At 58.0% G+C, this 14,675-nt stretch carries 12 protein-coding genes; 8 read left to right on the top strand and 4 right to left on the bottom strand.

Going from position 1 to position 14,675, the window contains the following annotated elements; genetic code table 11:
- Positions 1-17 precede the first annotated feature (17 nt).
- Positions 18-1,046, top strand: a complete 1,029-nt coding sequence (locus L6D75_RS01825) for an oxygenase (protein WP_176511240.1) — start codon at positions 18-20, stop codon at positions 1,044-1,046.
- Between the two features lie 22 nt (positions 1,047-1,068).
- Entirely contained in the window at positions 1,069-1,848 is a 780-nt protein-coding gene (locus tag L6D75_RS01820; protein ID WP_176511239.1) for an SDR family oxidoreductase, read from the top strand.
- Here L6D75_RS01820 and L6D75_RS01815 read toward each other — a convergent pair.
- Complete coding sequence (locus L6D75_RS01815) at positions 1,830-2,252, bottom strand: VOC family protein (protein WP_176511238.1); 423 nt, start codon at positions 2,250-2,252, stop codon at positions 1,830-1,832. The two genes, L6D75_RS01820 and L6D75_RS01815, sit on opposite strands and share 19 nt — an antisense overlap.
- Positions 2,253-2,444: 192 nt before the next feature.
- Between L6D75_RS01815 and L6D75_RS01810 the strand changes: the two genes are divergently transcribed.
- From L6D75_RS01810 to L6D75_RS01790, 5 genes are read left to right on the top strand one after another with little or no spacing between them, the layout of a single operon-like run.
- A complete protein-coding gene (locus tag L6D75_RS01810; protein ID WP_176511237.1) occupies positions 2,445-4,682 on the top strand; it encodes a CoA transferase in 2,238 nt (745 codons plus the stop codon).
- A gap of 50 nt (positions 4,683-4,732) precedes the next feature.
- Positions 4,733-5,470, top strand: coding sequence for an SDR family NAD(P)-dependent oxidoreductase (locus L6D75_RS01805; protein WP_176511236.1), 738 nt, complete (start codon positions 4,733-4,735; stop codon positions 5,468-5,470).
- A gap of 24 nt (positions 5,471-5,494) precedes the next feature.
- Complete coding sequence (locus L6D75_RS01800; RefSeq protein WP_176511235.1) at positions 5,495-6,790, top strand: acyl-CoA dehydrogenase family protein; 1,296 nt, start codon at positions 5,495-5,497, stop codon at positions 6,788-6,790.
- Entirely contained in the window at positions 6,787-7,842 is a 1,056-nt protein-coding gene (locus tag L6D75_RS01795) for a phosphotransferase family protein (protein WP_176511234.1), read from the top strand. Before L6D75_RS01800 ends, L6D75_RS01795 begins: the two co-directional genes overlap by 4 nt.
- Positions 7,769-8,620, top strand: coding sequence for an SDR family NAD(P)-dependent oxidoreductase (locus L6D75_RS01790; RefSeq protein ID WP_236193368.1), 852 nt, complete (start codon positions 7,769-7,771; stop codon positions 8,618-8,620). Before L6D75_RS01795 ends, L6D75_RS01790 begins: the two co-directional genes overlap by 74 nt.
- A gap of 32 nt (positions 8,621-8,652) precedes the next feature.
- Here L6D75_RS01790 and folE read toward each other — a convergent pair whose 3' ends face one another.
- The 3 genes from folE to L6D75_RS01775 form a co-directional block, all read right to left on the bottom strand.
- Positions 8,653-9,219 carry a GTP cyclohydrolase I FolE gene (folE, locus tag L6D75_RS01785; RefSeq protein WP_176511232.1) on the bottom strand — a complete coding sequence of 189 codons (567 nt, stop codon included), beginning with the start codon at positions 9,217-9,219 and terminating at the stop codon, positions 8,653-8,655.
- 60 nt (positions 9,220-9,279) lie between these two features.
- Entirely contained in the window at positions 9,280-12,840 is a 3,561-nt protein-coding gene (locus L6D75_RS01780) for an indolepyruvate ferredoxin oxidoreductase family protein (protein WP_176511231.1), read from the bottom strand.
- A gap of 197 nt (positions 12,841-13,037) precedes the next feature.
- Positions 13,038-13,487, bottom strand: coding sequence for a hypothetical protein (locus L6D75_RS01775; RefSeq protein ID WP_176511230.1), 450 nt, complete (start codon positions 13,485-13,487; stop codon positions 13,038-13,040).
- A gap of 239 nt (positions 13,488-13,726) precedes the next feature.
- Between L6D75_RS01775 and L6D75_RS01770 the strand changes: the two genes are divergently transcribed.
- The gene (locus L6D75_RS01770; protein WP_176511229.1) at positions 13,727-14,653 is read left to right on the top strand and encodes a quinone oxidoreductase family protein; all 927 of its coding nucleotides are present in this window, start codon (positions 13,727-13,729) and stop codon (positions 14,651-14,653) included.
- Positions 14,654-14,675: the final 22 nt, after the last annotated feature.

The following is a 14,675-nucleotide window of genomic DNA, read 5'->3' as shown; positions in this document are numbered from 1 at the left end:
GATCAGGAAAACCGACTATGCATGAGGTGCCTTCTACCAATGACACCGCACCAGGCAAAGTGCGCGGCGACTGGACGCCGATCAACTATGACCTTCGCGATACCTGGTTCCCAGTGGCCCATAGCCGTGACCTGAGTGCACGGCCAATCCGGCGCATTATTCACGCACAGCCCTACTACCTTTGGCGGGACAACGGGCAGCCGGTGGCCGCTGAGTTTCATCCTCATCGACCTGACAAGGCACCGCAATTGACCGCATTTACGGGAGGGCGGGGGTTTTATCCGTTAATCGAACGTTATGGCTACATCTGGGTCTGGTACGGCAACCCGGACGGGGCTGATGCGCTGTTGCTGCCACACATTCCTTTTCTGCCGCTGGATGGCAGTCTCCCTGGATACACCCAACGCACCGTGCGTTTTGATGCGACGTCGGCGCTGTCGGTAGAAAACCTGATTGACCTGACCCATGCCGATTTCCTCCACGCCAATACCATTGGCGACGGCATCAGCGAGTCGGATGTGGTGGAGGTGCAATGGACCTCCGAAACGGTCACTCGTACCCGTACCGTTGCACAAAAGTCCGTCGCGCCGATCATGCGCTGGGTCGGCGGTGTGCGCGCGAAGTACCAGGACTTTCGAGCCGTGCTGCACATTCATCTGCGCAGCAACGTGTGTATTTCTTATCCGCGCTTTCGCCCCGGCTATGACGTGCCAAACCTGCAACCTTTCCTGCCGGTGGGTAAACATCGCTCGCGCTGCGACGTTACGTTCAATACCACCGCTGCACCCGCACCCTTTCGTTATGTGATGCCGCGTATCAACTACATCATTCAGCCTCAGGACAACTCGGTTGTACGTCCGCAGAATCAACGTTACTTCGAGGCAGGCGAGCGCCGAGATCTGCATTCGCGTTTCGATACGCCAGGTACACGTTATCGTTACCAGATGGAGCAACTGGCCGAGCGCCAACGCGCGGGTCAGTTTGCCTACGGCAGCGATGCCGAACCGGGCCGCAATATCAGTGCTTTGTTGGGCATGGACGACTGACGCGCAATCTGAGGAGTAGCCAATGGATCTGGGGATCGGCGGACGTACGGCAGTGGTGTGCGCATCTTCCCGAGGGTTGGGCAAGGCGTGTGCGCTGGCATTGGCGCAGGAGGGCTGTGAAGTGCTGATCAATGGTCGCGATGGAGCGACCCTGGCGCAAACCGCTCAAGACATCCTGCGCAGCACCGGTCGACTGCCCCGCACAGTGGTAGCCGATCTGTCCACGTCCGTTGGCCGTGCGGCTCTGCTTGCCGCGTGCCCACAAGTCGACATTCTGGTGACCAACAACGGTGGGCCCGAACCTGGGCGCTTTGAAGATTGGGATCAAGAGGCCTGGCAGGCCGCGATCGAGGCCAACATGCTCTCCGGAATTCTGCTGATTCAGGCGGTAGTGGGCGGCATGCGTGCGCGAGGTTTTGGCCGCATCGTCAACATCACCTCGGCCATGGTTAAGTCGCCACGTTTGCCCTTGGGGCTGTCCACCGCTGCGCGTGCCGGCTTGACTGCTTTTAGCAAAGCCTTGTCCGTGGAGGTGGTGCGCGACAACGTGACCATCAACAATCTGCTGCCCGAGCGAATTGAAACCGATCGCCTGCGCTACATGACCGAACAGGTGGCCAGACACCGCCAGCTCAGCATGGAGCAGGCAAGAGCAGAAATGTTGAAGCCGATTGCGGCGCGACGATTCGGCCAGCCGAGTGAATTGGCCGCAGCGTGCGCTTTTCTCTGTTCGGTTCAGGCCAGCTATATCACCGGGCAGAATCTGCAGGTCGACGGTGGCAGTTACTCAGCCTTGATGTAACCGCCTGCTCGGTCCCTCCAAACGGTGGGCGGTACTTCGCTGGCGTCGAAATCCAGTTCGACTTCTACTCCGTTGGGGTCCTGCATGAACAACTGCCAGGTGCGCTGGGGGCCAGGTGCTCTGATCACCTTGAAGTGCACGCCATGGTGTTCAAGGTGTCGCCACATCGCCTGCAAGCCTTGGGCATGGAACGCCATGTGATCGAGCACGCCACGCCGTGGGTCCGGCATCTGAGTGACGCCCACCACATGCAGAACCGCTTGATCGCTTGCGTATAGCCAGAAACCGGGAACCGGAAACGGTGGGCGTGACCCTTCGATCAAACCCAGTACTCGGACATAAAAATCACGTGTTGCCTCCAATCGATCGGAGACGATTGTGAAGTGGTCCATGCGCAGAATCATCTCGAGGTCCTGGTTGGTGGAAGTGGATATGTGAACAGATGATTAATAAGTGTTCATTACTATTATGATTCTATATTCGGAATAGTAATCTAGCTATGGAATTGATCCGTGATGACTTAGGGTGACGCCATGGATGCGTTCTGCAGCTTTGCTGCAGAACGCGATGGGCAAACAGACACTCGAAGGTGCTGCATGAGCCAGGCAATCCTTGAAGGTATCCGCGTCATCAGTCTGTGTTCCGGCATTGCCGGTTCTGCAGCCGGGCTCCAACTGAGCGAAGCTGGCGCTGAAGTGGTGATGGTTGAGCCACAGAACAACCCAGCAAGGGATCAGCAGGCACTGTTTGCGGTGCTCAATCGCGGCAAGCGCAGTGTCACGCTCAACCTGGAGAACGCCACGGATCGCCAGCAGTTGCAGAGACTGCTGGGCAGTGCCGATGTGTTGCTGCACGATTTCACGCCTGCGCAGGCACGAGTCCATGGGCTGGCGGACGAACAGCTCGCTGCAGGCTTTCCTCGACTGATCATCTCCGCTATCGGCGGCTGGCCACAACGTCATGCGCTGGCCAATTCCGTACCCCACGAAACATTGATCCTGGCGCGCTTGGGCCTGCTGGACGAGCAACCGGCGCATCGTTCTGGTCCGGCATTCGTACGTATGCCTTTTGCAAATTGGCTAGCCTGTTGGCTGTGTGTGATTGGTGTGCTGGCGCGACTGCTGGCACGCCAGCGTGATGGCAGTGGTGGCATAGCTCATACGAGTCTGGCCCAAGCCGCCCTGGTTCCCATGACCATGCATTGGAACCGCGCCCAAGCACCGACACCGGCCTTCGCCAAGGGTCTGGATAAACACATTCCGATCCCGTTGCACCAATGTGCCGATGGGCGCTGGTTGCACGTGCACTATTCTCCGGACAAAACTCCCTGGATGGCCGCAGCGCTGAGTGAACTCGGAGAATCCGAAGTTACTCGTCTTAACGCCTTATGGCCTCCCAGTCATGTGGCGCCAAACTTCGGTGCCAATAAGGCGATCATTGCCACTCGGCCAGCAAAGGATTGGGTCGAGCATTTCTGGCAGCACGATGTTGCCGCACAAATAGCGGCGCCGTTTGGCGATATCTACTTTGACGAACAAGCTCGCGCGAATGGTTATGTGGTTGAAGTCGACGATGTGCAGTTGGGCAAGACCCTTCAACCGGGGGCGGCCTGGCGAGTACAACCACCTGCGCGAATTGGCGCCAGTGCGCCGCTGATGGGGGAAGGGAACGCTGGGCTGCTCGAAGCCGTTGTCGAGATTCAGGTTCCGCAGGTGGGTCCTGCCCTCGGGCCCCTGCCACCCTTGCACGGGCTGAAGGTGCTGGACCTGGGCGCCTACCTGGCTGGACCGTTTGCTTGCATGTTGCTCGCGGACCTCGGGGCTGAAGTCATCAAGGTCGAAGCGCCCAAAGGTGATGCGATGCGACGCCTTGAACGAATTTTCAGCGGCACCCAGCGCGGCAAGCTGGGCGTGGCGTTGCAGTTGGGTGATCGGCAAACCGAGCCCACTGTGGAAGCACTGGTGCGGTGGGCCGATGTGGTGCATCACAACATGCGTCTGCCGGCGGCGCGCAAGCTCAAGGTCGATTACGACAGCCTCAAAGCGCTTAACCCGAAATTGATTTATTGCCATGTCAGTGCTTATGGGCCGTCCGGCCCGCGTGCGGATTGGCCTGGCTTCGACCAACTGATGCAAGCCGCTTGTGGATGGGAGGTGGAGCAGGGGGGGGAGAGCCAGGCACCGATGTGGCTGCGCTTTGGTGTGGGTGATTTTTTTGCCGGTCTGTCTTCACTCTATGCCTTGCTGCTTGGATTGTACGAGCGCGACCGCAGTGGCATCGGGCAAATGGTCAGCTCGTCATTGTTGGGCGCCACATTGCTGTCGATGAGCGAAGCCGTAGTGCTGGAGGATGGCAGCCTCACGCCGGTCGCTCACATGAACGCTAATCAGACCGGGTTGAGTGATACCCACTGCATGTACCTGTGCAGCGATGCCTGGCTCGTGGTGGTCGCGCTGCAACTAGATGAAATCCAGCGATTCCAGGCGCTGACTGGCGATCAGCCTCATGCCTACTTTGCAGGTCTCACCCGGGAGGCGGCGCTCGCTGAATTAGCGGCGAGGCAAATTCCAGCACAGCCGGTGCTGGAAGCACAAATGGATGCCTTTCTCGACAGCCCTGAACATGCTGCCGCAGGCCTGCACGCTCATTACAGGCACGCAGTCTATGGCGACTTGCAGCAGATCGGCGCGTTCTGGGACTTCGGTAATTTGCCGTTATCGCTGCGCCGTCCACCGCCGGCCCTAGGCCAACATACAAAGCAAGTGCTGGAAAGCCTCGGCTTTGCCAGCAGTGAACTTGATCGCCTGGCTTCGGCAGGGCTGGTGGCGTTGTAGTCACAGAGATGTTGACCGCCAGCATTCATTGATACGCACAAGGAATACCTATGTACGAGTTAGATTTCAGTGGGAAAACCGTGCTGGTCATCGGCGGTTCCAGCGGTATCGGCAACGGCATTGCTCAGAACTTTCGCCAGCGTGGCGCCGAGGTACACGTGTGGGGCACTCGTACCACTGCAGCGGCGTATCAGGATTCGGCCGACTCCAACCTCGAAGGGTTGCATTACGCTCAGGTCGATGTAGCAGATGCGGCGCTGATCGAGGCTGTCAGTGTGCCTTTCAGGCGACTGGACGTCTTGGTGCAAGCACAAGGTACGGTGCTCTATGACCGGCAGGAGTTTCTCACTGACGGCTTCAAGCGCGTGCTCGACGTTAACCTCACCAGCGTGATGGTGTGTGCGCAGAAGTTTCATCCGCTGCTGATGGAGGCCAAGGGTTCGATGATCACGGTGAGCTCGGCAGCCGCGTTCCACTCAACCCGTGGCAATCCTGCCTATAACGCCTCGAAGACCGGAGCTTTCGGGCTTACTCGCACCCTGGCCGAGGCTTGGGCCCGCGACGGTATCCGGGTAAACGGCATTGCCCCGGGCCTGGTTGAAACCAAGCTGACGCGGGTGACCACGAGCAACCCCAAACGCTTGGAAGGGGCGCTTCGCGCCATCCCGCAAGGACGTCTCGGAACTCCCCAGGACATGGCCAACGTTGCCTTGTTTCTTGCTTCACCGTTGGCCAGCTACGTGCTCGGTCAAACCCTGTTGGTCGACGGCGGCATGCTGTTGGCCTGATCGTTATTTACTCGGAGAATCACTGTGGCCTGGGACTTTCAGACTGACCCTGAGTTTCAAGCGGAGCTAGATTGGATTGAGCGGTTCGTACGTACTGAAGTCGAGCCCCTCGATCATGTGCTGGGTAGCCCGTGGAATATCCACGATCCGCTGTTCAAGCAGTTGGTCAAACCACTTCAGGCGCAGGTTAAGGCGCGCAAACTGTGGGCGTGTCACTTGCGGCCGGAACTGGGGGGCACCGGTTATGGCCAGGTGCGCCTGGCATTGATCAATGAAATTCTTGGGCGCTCATTGTTCGGTCCGATTGTATTTGGCTGCCAGGCGCCGGACTCGGGAAACGCCGAAATCCTCGCGCACTATGGCACGCCCGCACAGAAGCAGCGTTACCTGCAACCTTTGCTCGATGGTGACATCGTTTCCTGCTTCGCCATGACTGAACCGCAGGGAGGAGCGGATCCCGCGGTATTGACCACCCAAGCGGTGCGTGAGGGGGATGACTGGTTGCTCAGCGGTGAAAAATGGTTTGCCTCCAATGCTCGGTATGCATCGTTCTTTATCGTCATGGCAGTGACGGATAAGACGGTCCCGGTATACGAAGGCATGTCGATGTTCATCGTTCCCGCCGACGCACCAGGTGTCCACATTATCCGAAACGTCGGTATCGCTGATGATCCGGCGGCCACCCACGGCTATCTGTCATTTGATAACGTGCGAATACCTGCAACAGATATGCTAGGTGCGCCGGGACAGGCATTCGTTGTGGCTCAGGTGCGTCTGGGAGGAGGTCGCGTACACCATGCCATGCGGGTGATCGGGCAAGCACAGAAAGCCCTGGATGCGTTGTGCGAGCGGTCCCTTTCGCGTAGTACAAAGGGTACCCGCTTGGCGGACAAGCAAATGGTCCAGGAAAAGATTGCTGACTCGTGGATCGAGCTGGAGCAGTTTCGTCTATTAGTGATGCGCACGGCCTGGCGAATCGACCACTATCAGGATTACAAGCAGGTGCGCAAAGACATCTCGGCGGTGAAGGCCGTCATGCCCAAGGTTCTGCATGACATTGCTGCACGCGCCCTGCATGTGCATGGCTCGCTCGGGGTTAGCGAAGAAATGCCATTTGCCGGCTACATCCTGCGCTCTTTCCAGATGGGCCTGGCCGACGGGCCGACCGAGGTGCATAAAGTCACGGTGGCGGACCAGTTACTGCGCAACTATCTGCCCTGCGACGAACTCTTCCCCGACTATCACCGACCTACAGCGGCGGCCCGTGCCCGGGAAAAGTATGCCGACGTAATGGCCAGCCTGAGTGAGCTGGAGCCATGAGTCGCTGTCAGGAACTGGTCGATTTTGAGCGTCTGGCCCATTGGATGGACACGATGGGCCTGGAAAGCGGGCCCATCGAGGCGCCACAACGCTTAACTGGAGGCACGCAAAATTTGCTGCTGCGCTTTCGCCGGGGTGAGCGTGACTTTGTATTGCGCCGGCCTTCCGCAGAGCTGCGTGAAGTCGGCAGCAAAACCATTGCCCGCGAAGCTCGTTTGCTCAAGGCTTTGGCCGGTTCCCAAGTGCCCCATGCTGGGCTGATTGCCGATTGTGCCGACCAGAGCGTTTTAGGGGCGAATTTCTATCTGATGGAGCCGGTGCAGGGCTTCAATCCCAATAATGCTGCTGGTCTTCCTGCACCACATGCCAATCAACCGGCACTGCGCCGCCGTATGGGGCTAGCCATGGTGGATGCGCTGTTGCGATTGGGTGAGGTTGATTTCGAGGCGGTTGGTTTGGCGGGCTTCGGGCGACCGGAGGGTTTTCATCAGCGTCAGGTGTCACGTTGGCTGGCTCAACTGAACAGCGTCAAGGACTACTCGGGTTGGCCTGGTGCGGCCGGTCTGCCAGGCCTCGAACGCTTGGCTAGCTGGTTGAACGAGCATTGCCCGCAACAGTTTCAGGCCGGTATCCAGCACGGCGATTTTCACCTGTCCAACGTGATGTTCCAACCCAACAGTGGAGAGCTTGCGGCCATCGTCGATTGGGAGCTGGCAACCATCGGCGACCCTTTACTCGACCTGGCCTGGCTGGTGGTCACCTGGCCCGGTGCCGATGGTCGAGGCGCCGGCACGATCGAAGTGCACCCATGGGATGGTTTTTGCAGCGGCGAAGAGCTAATCGCCCACTACCGCGGCGGAAGTTCGCGTTCGTTGGCGGACTTCAATTGGTACCTGGTATTAGCCGGCTTCAAGCTCGGAATCTTCCTTGAGGTCAGCTACGCGCGCGCTTGCGCCGGTAAAGCCTCGAAGATCACCGGTGAAAAGCATCATGCCTCCGCTCTGCGTCTTTTTGCTTCGGCGTTGCGCCGTATCGAACAACCTGGTTTTTAAAACAACCGAAGAGGGATCGTCCATGCAGCTGGTAGGTAAACGAATCATCGTCACGGGCGGCGCCCGTGGTATTGGCGCGGCTGTGGTCAATGCGTTTGTCGAGGAGGGCGCTCATGTCGTCAGTCTGGACCTTGGCGAAGCATCCCCAATGGTAGGCGTCGGAGGTGGCTGGGCCGAGACGAGAGTCTGCGATATTTCTGACCACCAATCAGTGGACGCGGCCTTTGCATGGGCCTTCGATCGGCTCAATGGTTTGGATGTCTTGGTGCACGCCGCCGGGATTGCACCCAATGCTACGGCCGATGCAATTACACTGGAAGAGTGGGAAAAGGTATTCGCGGTGAATACCCGTGGCACGTTCCTGACCAATCGTGCGGCCTATGAGCGGCTGAAAGGCAGTGGTGGGCGTATTATCAATTTCGCCTCCGCAGCCGGTGTGCTAGGGCAACCTGGCAAGGCGCACTACGCGGCCAGTAAGGGCGCAGTACTGGCCTGGACGCGCACCGTTGCCCGGGAATGGGGGCCTTTGGGCATTACCGTCAACGCCATCGCCCCGGCGATGTGGACGCCGATGTACGAGGCCACTCGCGCAAGTATGAGCCCCGAGCAATTACAGCAGCATGATGCGTACATGGCTGGACAAGTTCCTATTGGCGGACGTCTGGGTGAAGCCGCCCGCGATCTGGCGCCGGTGCTGGTGTTTCTTGCTGGAGACGGTTCGCGCTTTGTCACCGGACAAACCTTGATGATCGATGGCGGGATGTTGATGCTCAGCTGAATAGAATGCAGTATGCATCAAGCCCGCCAGGCTCACCGCCCTTGGCCGTTGCGGATAATCTGCAGGAACTCCTGGCGGGTGTTGTACGACTCACGGAACGCGCCCAGCATCACCGATGTGCTCATGACCGAGTTCTGTTTCTCCACCCCGCGCATCATCATGCACATGTGTTTTGCCTCGATCACCACAGCTACGCCGGCTGCGCCGGTTACTCGCGCAACTGCGTCGGCCACCTGTCGGGTCAGGTTTTCCTGAATCTGTAGGCGGCGGGCGAACATATCTACGATCCGCGCGATCTTTGAAAGCCCTAGCACTTTGCCGGTCGGTATGTAGGCAACGTGGGCCTTGCCAATAAACGGTAGCAAGTGATGCTCGCACAACGAGTAAAGCTCAATATCACGGACAATGACCATCTCATCGTTATCCGATTCAAAAAGCGCTCCGTTGACGATTTGCTCGAGACTTTCCTGGTAGCCGTGACACAGATACTGCATGGCTTTTGCAGCGCGTTTAGGCGTGTCCAGCAAGCCTTCACGTTCTGGATTCTCACCTACACCCTGGAGAATTTCGCGGTAATTTCTGATCAGTTCTTCGTTCATGGGTAACCTTGTTGGATTAACAACCATCCCGGGCGGCACACTGTACAGCCCAGGAAAGGTTTACAGTTGAGTGACCGCGATTTTACGGCTGCCCTGGTTGGCATCATGGAACTGGCCGGGGCCGTTTCGCCATTGCTCCAGCAACTGAGTCCGTCGTTGTTGCGCATGGGCGAGAAAACGCTCCTTGACCGGTCCGTACCCGCGAACGCTTTCGGGTAGCTCCACCAACTCCTGAGCCAGACCAAGGTTGTCGACATTCAAGCCGTTAAGTACTTCGTCGAGAATGCTTTCGTAGTCGGCTAACCAATTACGTTCCACTTTGCGTTCATAGGTGTGGCCGAATGGATCGAGCCAGGTGTTGCGCAGAAATTTGAGCTTCGCCAACAGCTTGAAGCCTTGCAGCATCCAAGGTCCGAAACTGCGCTTTCTCGGTTCACTACCCTGGTTGCTTGCGTTCAACACAGGCGGTGCCAGGTGGAAGCGCAAGCGGTAGTCGCCTTCGAAATTGGCCTGAATTTTTTCCAAGAACTGACCATCGGTAAACAGGCGGGCTACTTCGTATTCATCTTTGATGGCCAACACTTTGAAGTAGTAACGAGCAACGCTCGCTGACAGCTTTCCGGGTTGTCCCTGCAGTGCTTTTTCCGACTCGATGAATTGCTCGACACGTAACCGGTAGCGTTGGGCATAGGCGTAGTCGTGGTAAGCAGTGAGAAATTCCACGCGTCGTGCGAGTGTTTCTTCCAGATTTTGTGAAAGTTGGCGATCTGCGCTCTTCACATTGGCCGCTTCCAGTTTGCGCAGTACCCGTGGCAAGTCATGGGCGCTGCGCTGGCCCCAGGCAAAGGCCGAAAGGTTGAAGGGCACCGCAGTACCATTCAATTCTATGGCCTGTATCAGCGCCGCTTTACCCACCGGCAACCAACCTTTCTGGTAGGCATAGCCCAGCATGAAGGTATTGGTGGCAATGGAATCGCCCATCAAGGCCGTAGCGATTTTGCTCGCGTTGACAAAATCAGCTTGAGCCGAACCCGCCGCTTCGACGATTTGCGCCGACATGTTGCTGGTCTGGAATGTCGGGTCGGGGTGTTTCAGCAAATCACCACTTTCCGCCTGCTGGGCGAAGGTACGCACAAAGGCGCTGGTGATGGTTTCTTCACTGTTGATCAAGGCATGAGTCACGCCATGACGCAGCTTGGAGAGGGTTTCGGTATTGGCACTGACCACCAGGTCGCAACCCAGCAGCAACGCGGCTTCACCTTCAGCAATACGAGGTGCGAAGAGTTGCTCCTGGCACTCGGCAATACGGATATGCGACCACACCGCCCCCCCTTTTTGCGCCATGCCGGCCATGTCCAGGTTGAGTGTGCCTTTGCCTTCGATGAATGCCGCCATCCCTAACAAGGCGCCGATGGTCACTACACCTGTGCCACCCACACCGGTCACCAGAATGCTGTATGGCTCTTCAAGTGAAACCGTCGAAGGCGTTGGTAATTCCCACTCTTCCTCCGCCGAGGCTGCAAGGGCCTTGGGTTTGCGCAGAGAACCACCTTCGACCGTTACGAAACTGGGGCAAAAACCGTTGAGGCAGGTGAAATCCTTGTTGCAGGAGGACTGGTCGATTTCACGTTTGCGACCGTACTCGGTTTCCACTGCCACCACCGACATGCAGTTGGACTTGCTGCTGCAATCGCCGCAGCCTTCACACACAGCTTCGTTGATTACCACTCGGCGTGCCGGGTCCGGGAATTTTCCACGTTTACGCCGCCGGCGTTTCTCGGCGGCGCATGTCTGGTCATAGATGATTGCAGACACACCCTTGTACTGGCGTAACTCTTCCTGCACTTCCTCCATTTTGTCGCGGCGCAGTACCGGCACACCGTCGGCCAGATCATGGATATGCTGATATTTCTCGACGTCGTCACTGACCACCACCAGACGCTGCACGCCCTCGGCAGCAAGCTGTCGGCTGATTTGCGCCACGCTGAGACTGCCGTCTACCGGTTGTCCACCGGTCATGGCTACGGCATCGTTGTAGAGAATCTTGTAAGTGATTTGCACCTTCGCAGCGATGGCAGCACGGATCGCGAGAATGCCGGAATGAAAGTAAGTACCGTCACCTAGGTTGGCAAAAACATGTTCGGTCTTGGTGAACGGGGCCTGTCCGATCCATGCGACACCTTCGCCACCCATCTGGCTGAACGTCTGGGTCTGCGGATAGATCCATGCCGCCATGTAGTGGCAGCCAATGCCAGCCAACGCTCGGCTGCCCGCCGGCACTTTGGTCGAGGTGTTGTGTGGGCAGCCCGAGCAGTAGTGCGGCACGCGATCCATCAGATTACCGAACTGGTGCTTGCTGGCCAGTTGCGCATCCAGGACGGCCAGACGTACTTGCAGCGGACCATCCTGATGCAAGCGCAAAACGCGCTTGGCCAGCGCGCGGGCAATCATGGCCGGCGTCAGGTCGTTGACCGCGGGCAGCAGCCAGCCGGTGTGGGGCAGGCTCCACTCACCCTTGTCGTCAAACTTGCCGACGATGCGTGGGCGGACGTCTTCTCGCCAGTTGTAGAGTTCTTCCTTCAACTGGTACTCGATCATGTGGCGTTTTTCTTCCACCACCACAATCTCCTCCAGGCCTTCGGCGAATTGCCGAACACCTTCAGCCTCCAGCGGCCAGACCATACCGACCTTGTACACGCGCAGGCCGATTTGCTGTGCCAGGACTTCGTCGATGCCGAGAATTTTCAGCGCCTGACAGACGTCGAGGTAGGATTTTCCGGATGTGATAATGCCGATTCGCGCTTTCGGTGAATCCATCACGATACGGTCGAGGCGATTGGCGCGGGCGTAGGCGAGGGCGGCGTACAACTTGTGTTCCAGCAGCCTTTGCTCCTGTGCCAGGGGAGGGTCTGGCCAACGGATATTCAAGCCGCCTTCCGGCAGTGGGATATCCGGAATAACGGGCTGAACGCGGTGGATGTCGATATCGACAACGGCCGCGCTTTCTACGGTGTCCGCCACCGCCTTGAGTGCTACCCAACAGCCGGAGTAGCGCGACATGGCCCAGCCGTGCATGCCGTAGTCGAGGTATTCCTGCACGCCTGAGGGAGCGAGGACCGGCATCATCACCGCTTTGAAAATATGCTCTGTCTGATGCGGCAGCGAAGAAGAACGAGCACCGTGGTCATCACCGGCAATGGCCAGCACACCGCCAAACTGCGAGGTGCCCGCAGCGTTGGCGTGACGGAACACATCGCCGCAGCGATCGACGCCGGGGCCTTTGCCGTACCACATGCCGAATACACCGTCGTAGGTGGCGCCTTCAAAGATATTGACCTGTTGGGTGCCCCAGATCGATGTGGCGGCAAGATCCTCGTTCATGCCCGGATGGAACACCGTGTGGTGCTCCTTGAGATAGTCGCGGGCTTTCCACAATGCCTGGTCGAAACCACCCAGTGGCGAGCCACGATAGCCGGAAATGAATCCGGCGGTATTCAGACCATTGGCCAGATCGCGTTGGCGCTGCATCAGGGGCAGGCGCACCAGCGCCTGGATCCCAGTGAGCAAAACTTTTCCGCTGTGCTGGATGTATTTGTCATCCAGAGACGGGGACGCACTCATGTTCATCCTCCAGGCTTTATTGTCATGGCGGCGCCAGGAGAGCGGCGATGCCTAGTTATTGGCCGGAGTCTAGGGAGAGGGGAGGTGGATCGTAAAATCACAAAAACAGGCAGGTGGTATTGGATACTCAGATACCGGAACGCAGGGCGTTTTTTGGCGATTTTGTACAGGGTGTTACTTATGGTGAAACGTCAATTTCATTGTGCTGCCTTTTTGATATCCCCGCAGAAAATATCGACGCTGCCATCGGCCGGCGTGGTGGTGACGACCACGGAATAATCGCCGGTAAACAGCTCCGACATGGCGATGGGCGCGTTTCTTGAATAGGTCCAGCCGCGAGTCGAGGTAATGCGGTTGGTGTTGATCCGGTCATTCATTGCGTAGGTAACCGGGCCGGGCTGTTTGCAGGTGCCTTTATGAATGGACGTATAGAGGTTCAAGGGTCGAAGTGTCCCACTGGGGACGCCACTGATGACGAAGGTAAAGCCGGTCCCATTACCCTGGCTGACCAAGGTTGTATTGGCAATCTGGCCTAGGTTCTGTGGTGTGGCAAGCAGGGGAATAGTCACTGTCTGGCTTGATGAATGCGTACAACCGAAGATTACCAAAGTGGCCACCAGAGCCGCCGTTGGGGTTCTCACGTTCATGATCAACCTCCTGTGCTCAAAAAAGTGCAATGCGGAGATTTTGGGTATAGCTCATTGAGCGTTTACTTGTGGGAGAGGTGGACAGAGGGCGGTAGCACCTGGGGCGGGGTTTCAAGCCGCACGCGCGGGGTGGCAGGCAAAAACTCAGTTGAGCTCAGTAAATATATGGACAAATATCTTGAATATGTTCAATTATCTCTCCAGCGCAGACTGAAAACAAAACAGAAAAGGAGAACCCCATGCGTGCAGCAGTCATTTCCGAGCGCAACGCGCTGCCGGTAGTCGGTGAGTTTCGCGAGCCAGAACCGCAAGATGGTTCGGTGCTGATTGATGTCGATACCGCTGGCCTTGGCGGCTGGGATGTATTGGGAGCCTATCGTCTGGGCGTTGAGTATCCTTGTGTCATTCGGGGGGAGGGCGTGGGCCGTGCGCCGGATGGCCGCCGGGTGTACTTCGGTGAACGTTCGGTGTTGCCATTCGGCGCTTGGGCTGAACGCACGTTGGTGCCGCAGGCTGAAGTTTGGAATGTGCCTGACGATGTCGACGATAAAACTGCAATCAGCATGGGCATCGCCGCGACCGGCGCCATTGTGCCGCTGGAGAAAGCGGCAATTCAAAAGGGCGAGAAGGTCTTGATCCTCGGTGCCACCGGCACCTTGGGTCAGATTGCTTTGCAACTGGCGCGCGGCATGGGCGCGGGCAAAGTGGTTGGCGCGGCGCGCTCGGCTCAAGCATTGGGCCGCTTGAAGTCGCAAGGCATCGCAGACGAAGTGGTCACCCTGGGTGGCAGCGATGATGTGGGTGCGCTCAAAGAGGCAGCAGGTGGCGGCTTTGATGTGGTCCTCGACCTAGTATGCGGTCAGCCGATGCTGACATCCCTGAAAGCCACCAACTGGGGGGCTCGGATAATGACCATCGGCACTGGTGCCGGGCGTCAACTCAATCTGGATATCGCCGATCTGTTGTTCCGCAATTTGTCGTGCATCGGCACGGGCCAGCGTCCACCGGCTGACCGCGAGCAAATCTGGCTGCGTCTGCTGAAGATCGCCAAAGAGCAGCAGATCCAGGTGGATTATGTGGATTACACCCTCGACCAGGCAGCTGAAGCCTGGGCTGCACAGATCAGCGGACCGCACGCCAAGATCACGGCCACCGTTCGTCGCTGAGCTTCCACGGCGCCCCTGAGCG

This window comes from Pseudomonas faucium, from assembly GCF_021602585.1.
In the GTDB taxonomy this organism is placed as follows: Bacteria; Pseudomonadota; Gammaproteobacteria; order Pseudomonadales; family Pseudomonadaceae; genus Aquipseudomonas; species Aquipseudomonas faucium.
The sequence above is the reverse complement of the archived record's forward strand: the minus strand, read 5'-3'. Positions and strand labels throughout refer to the sequence as shown.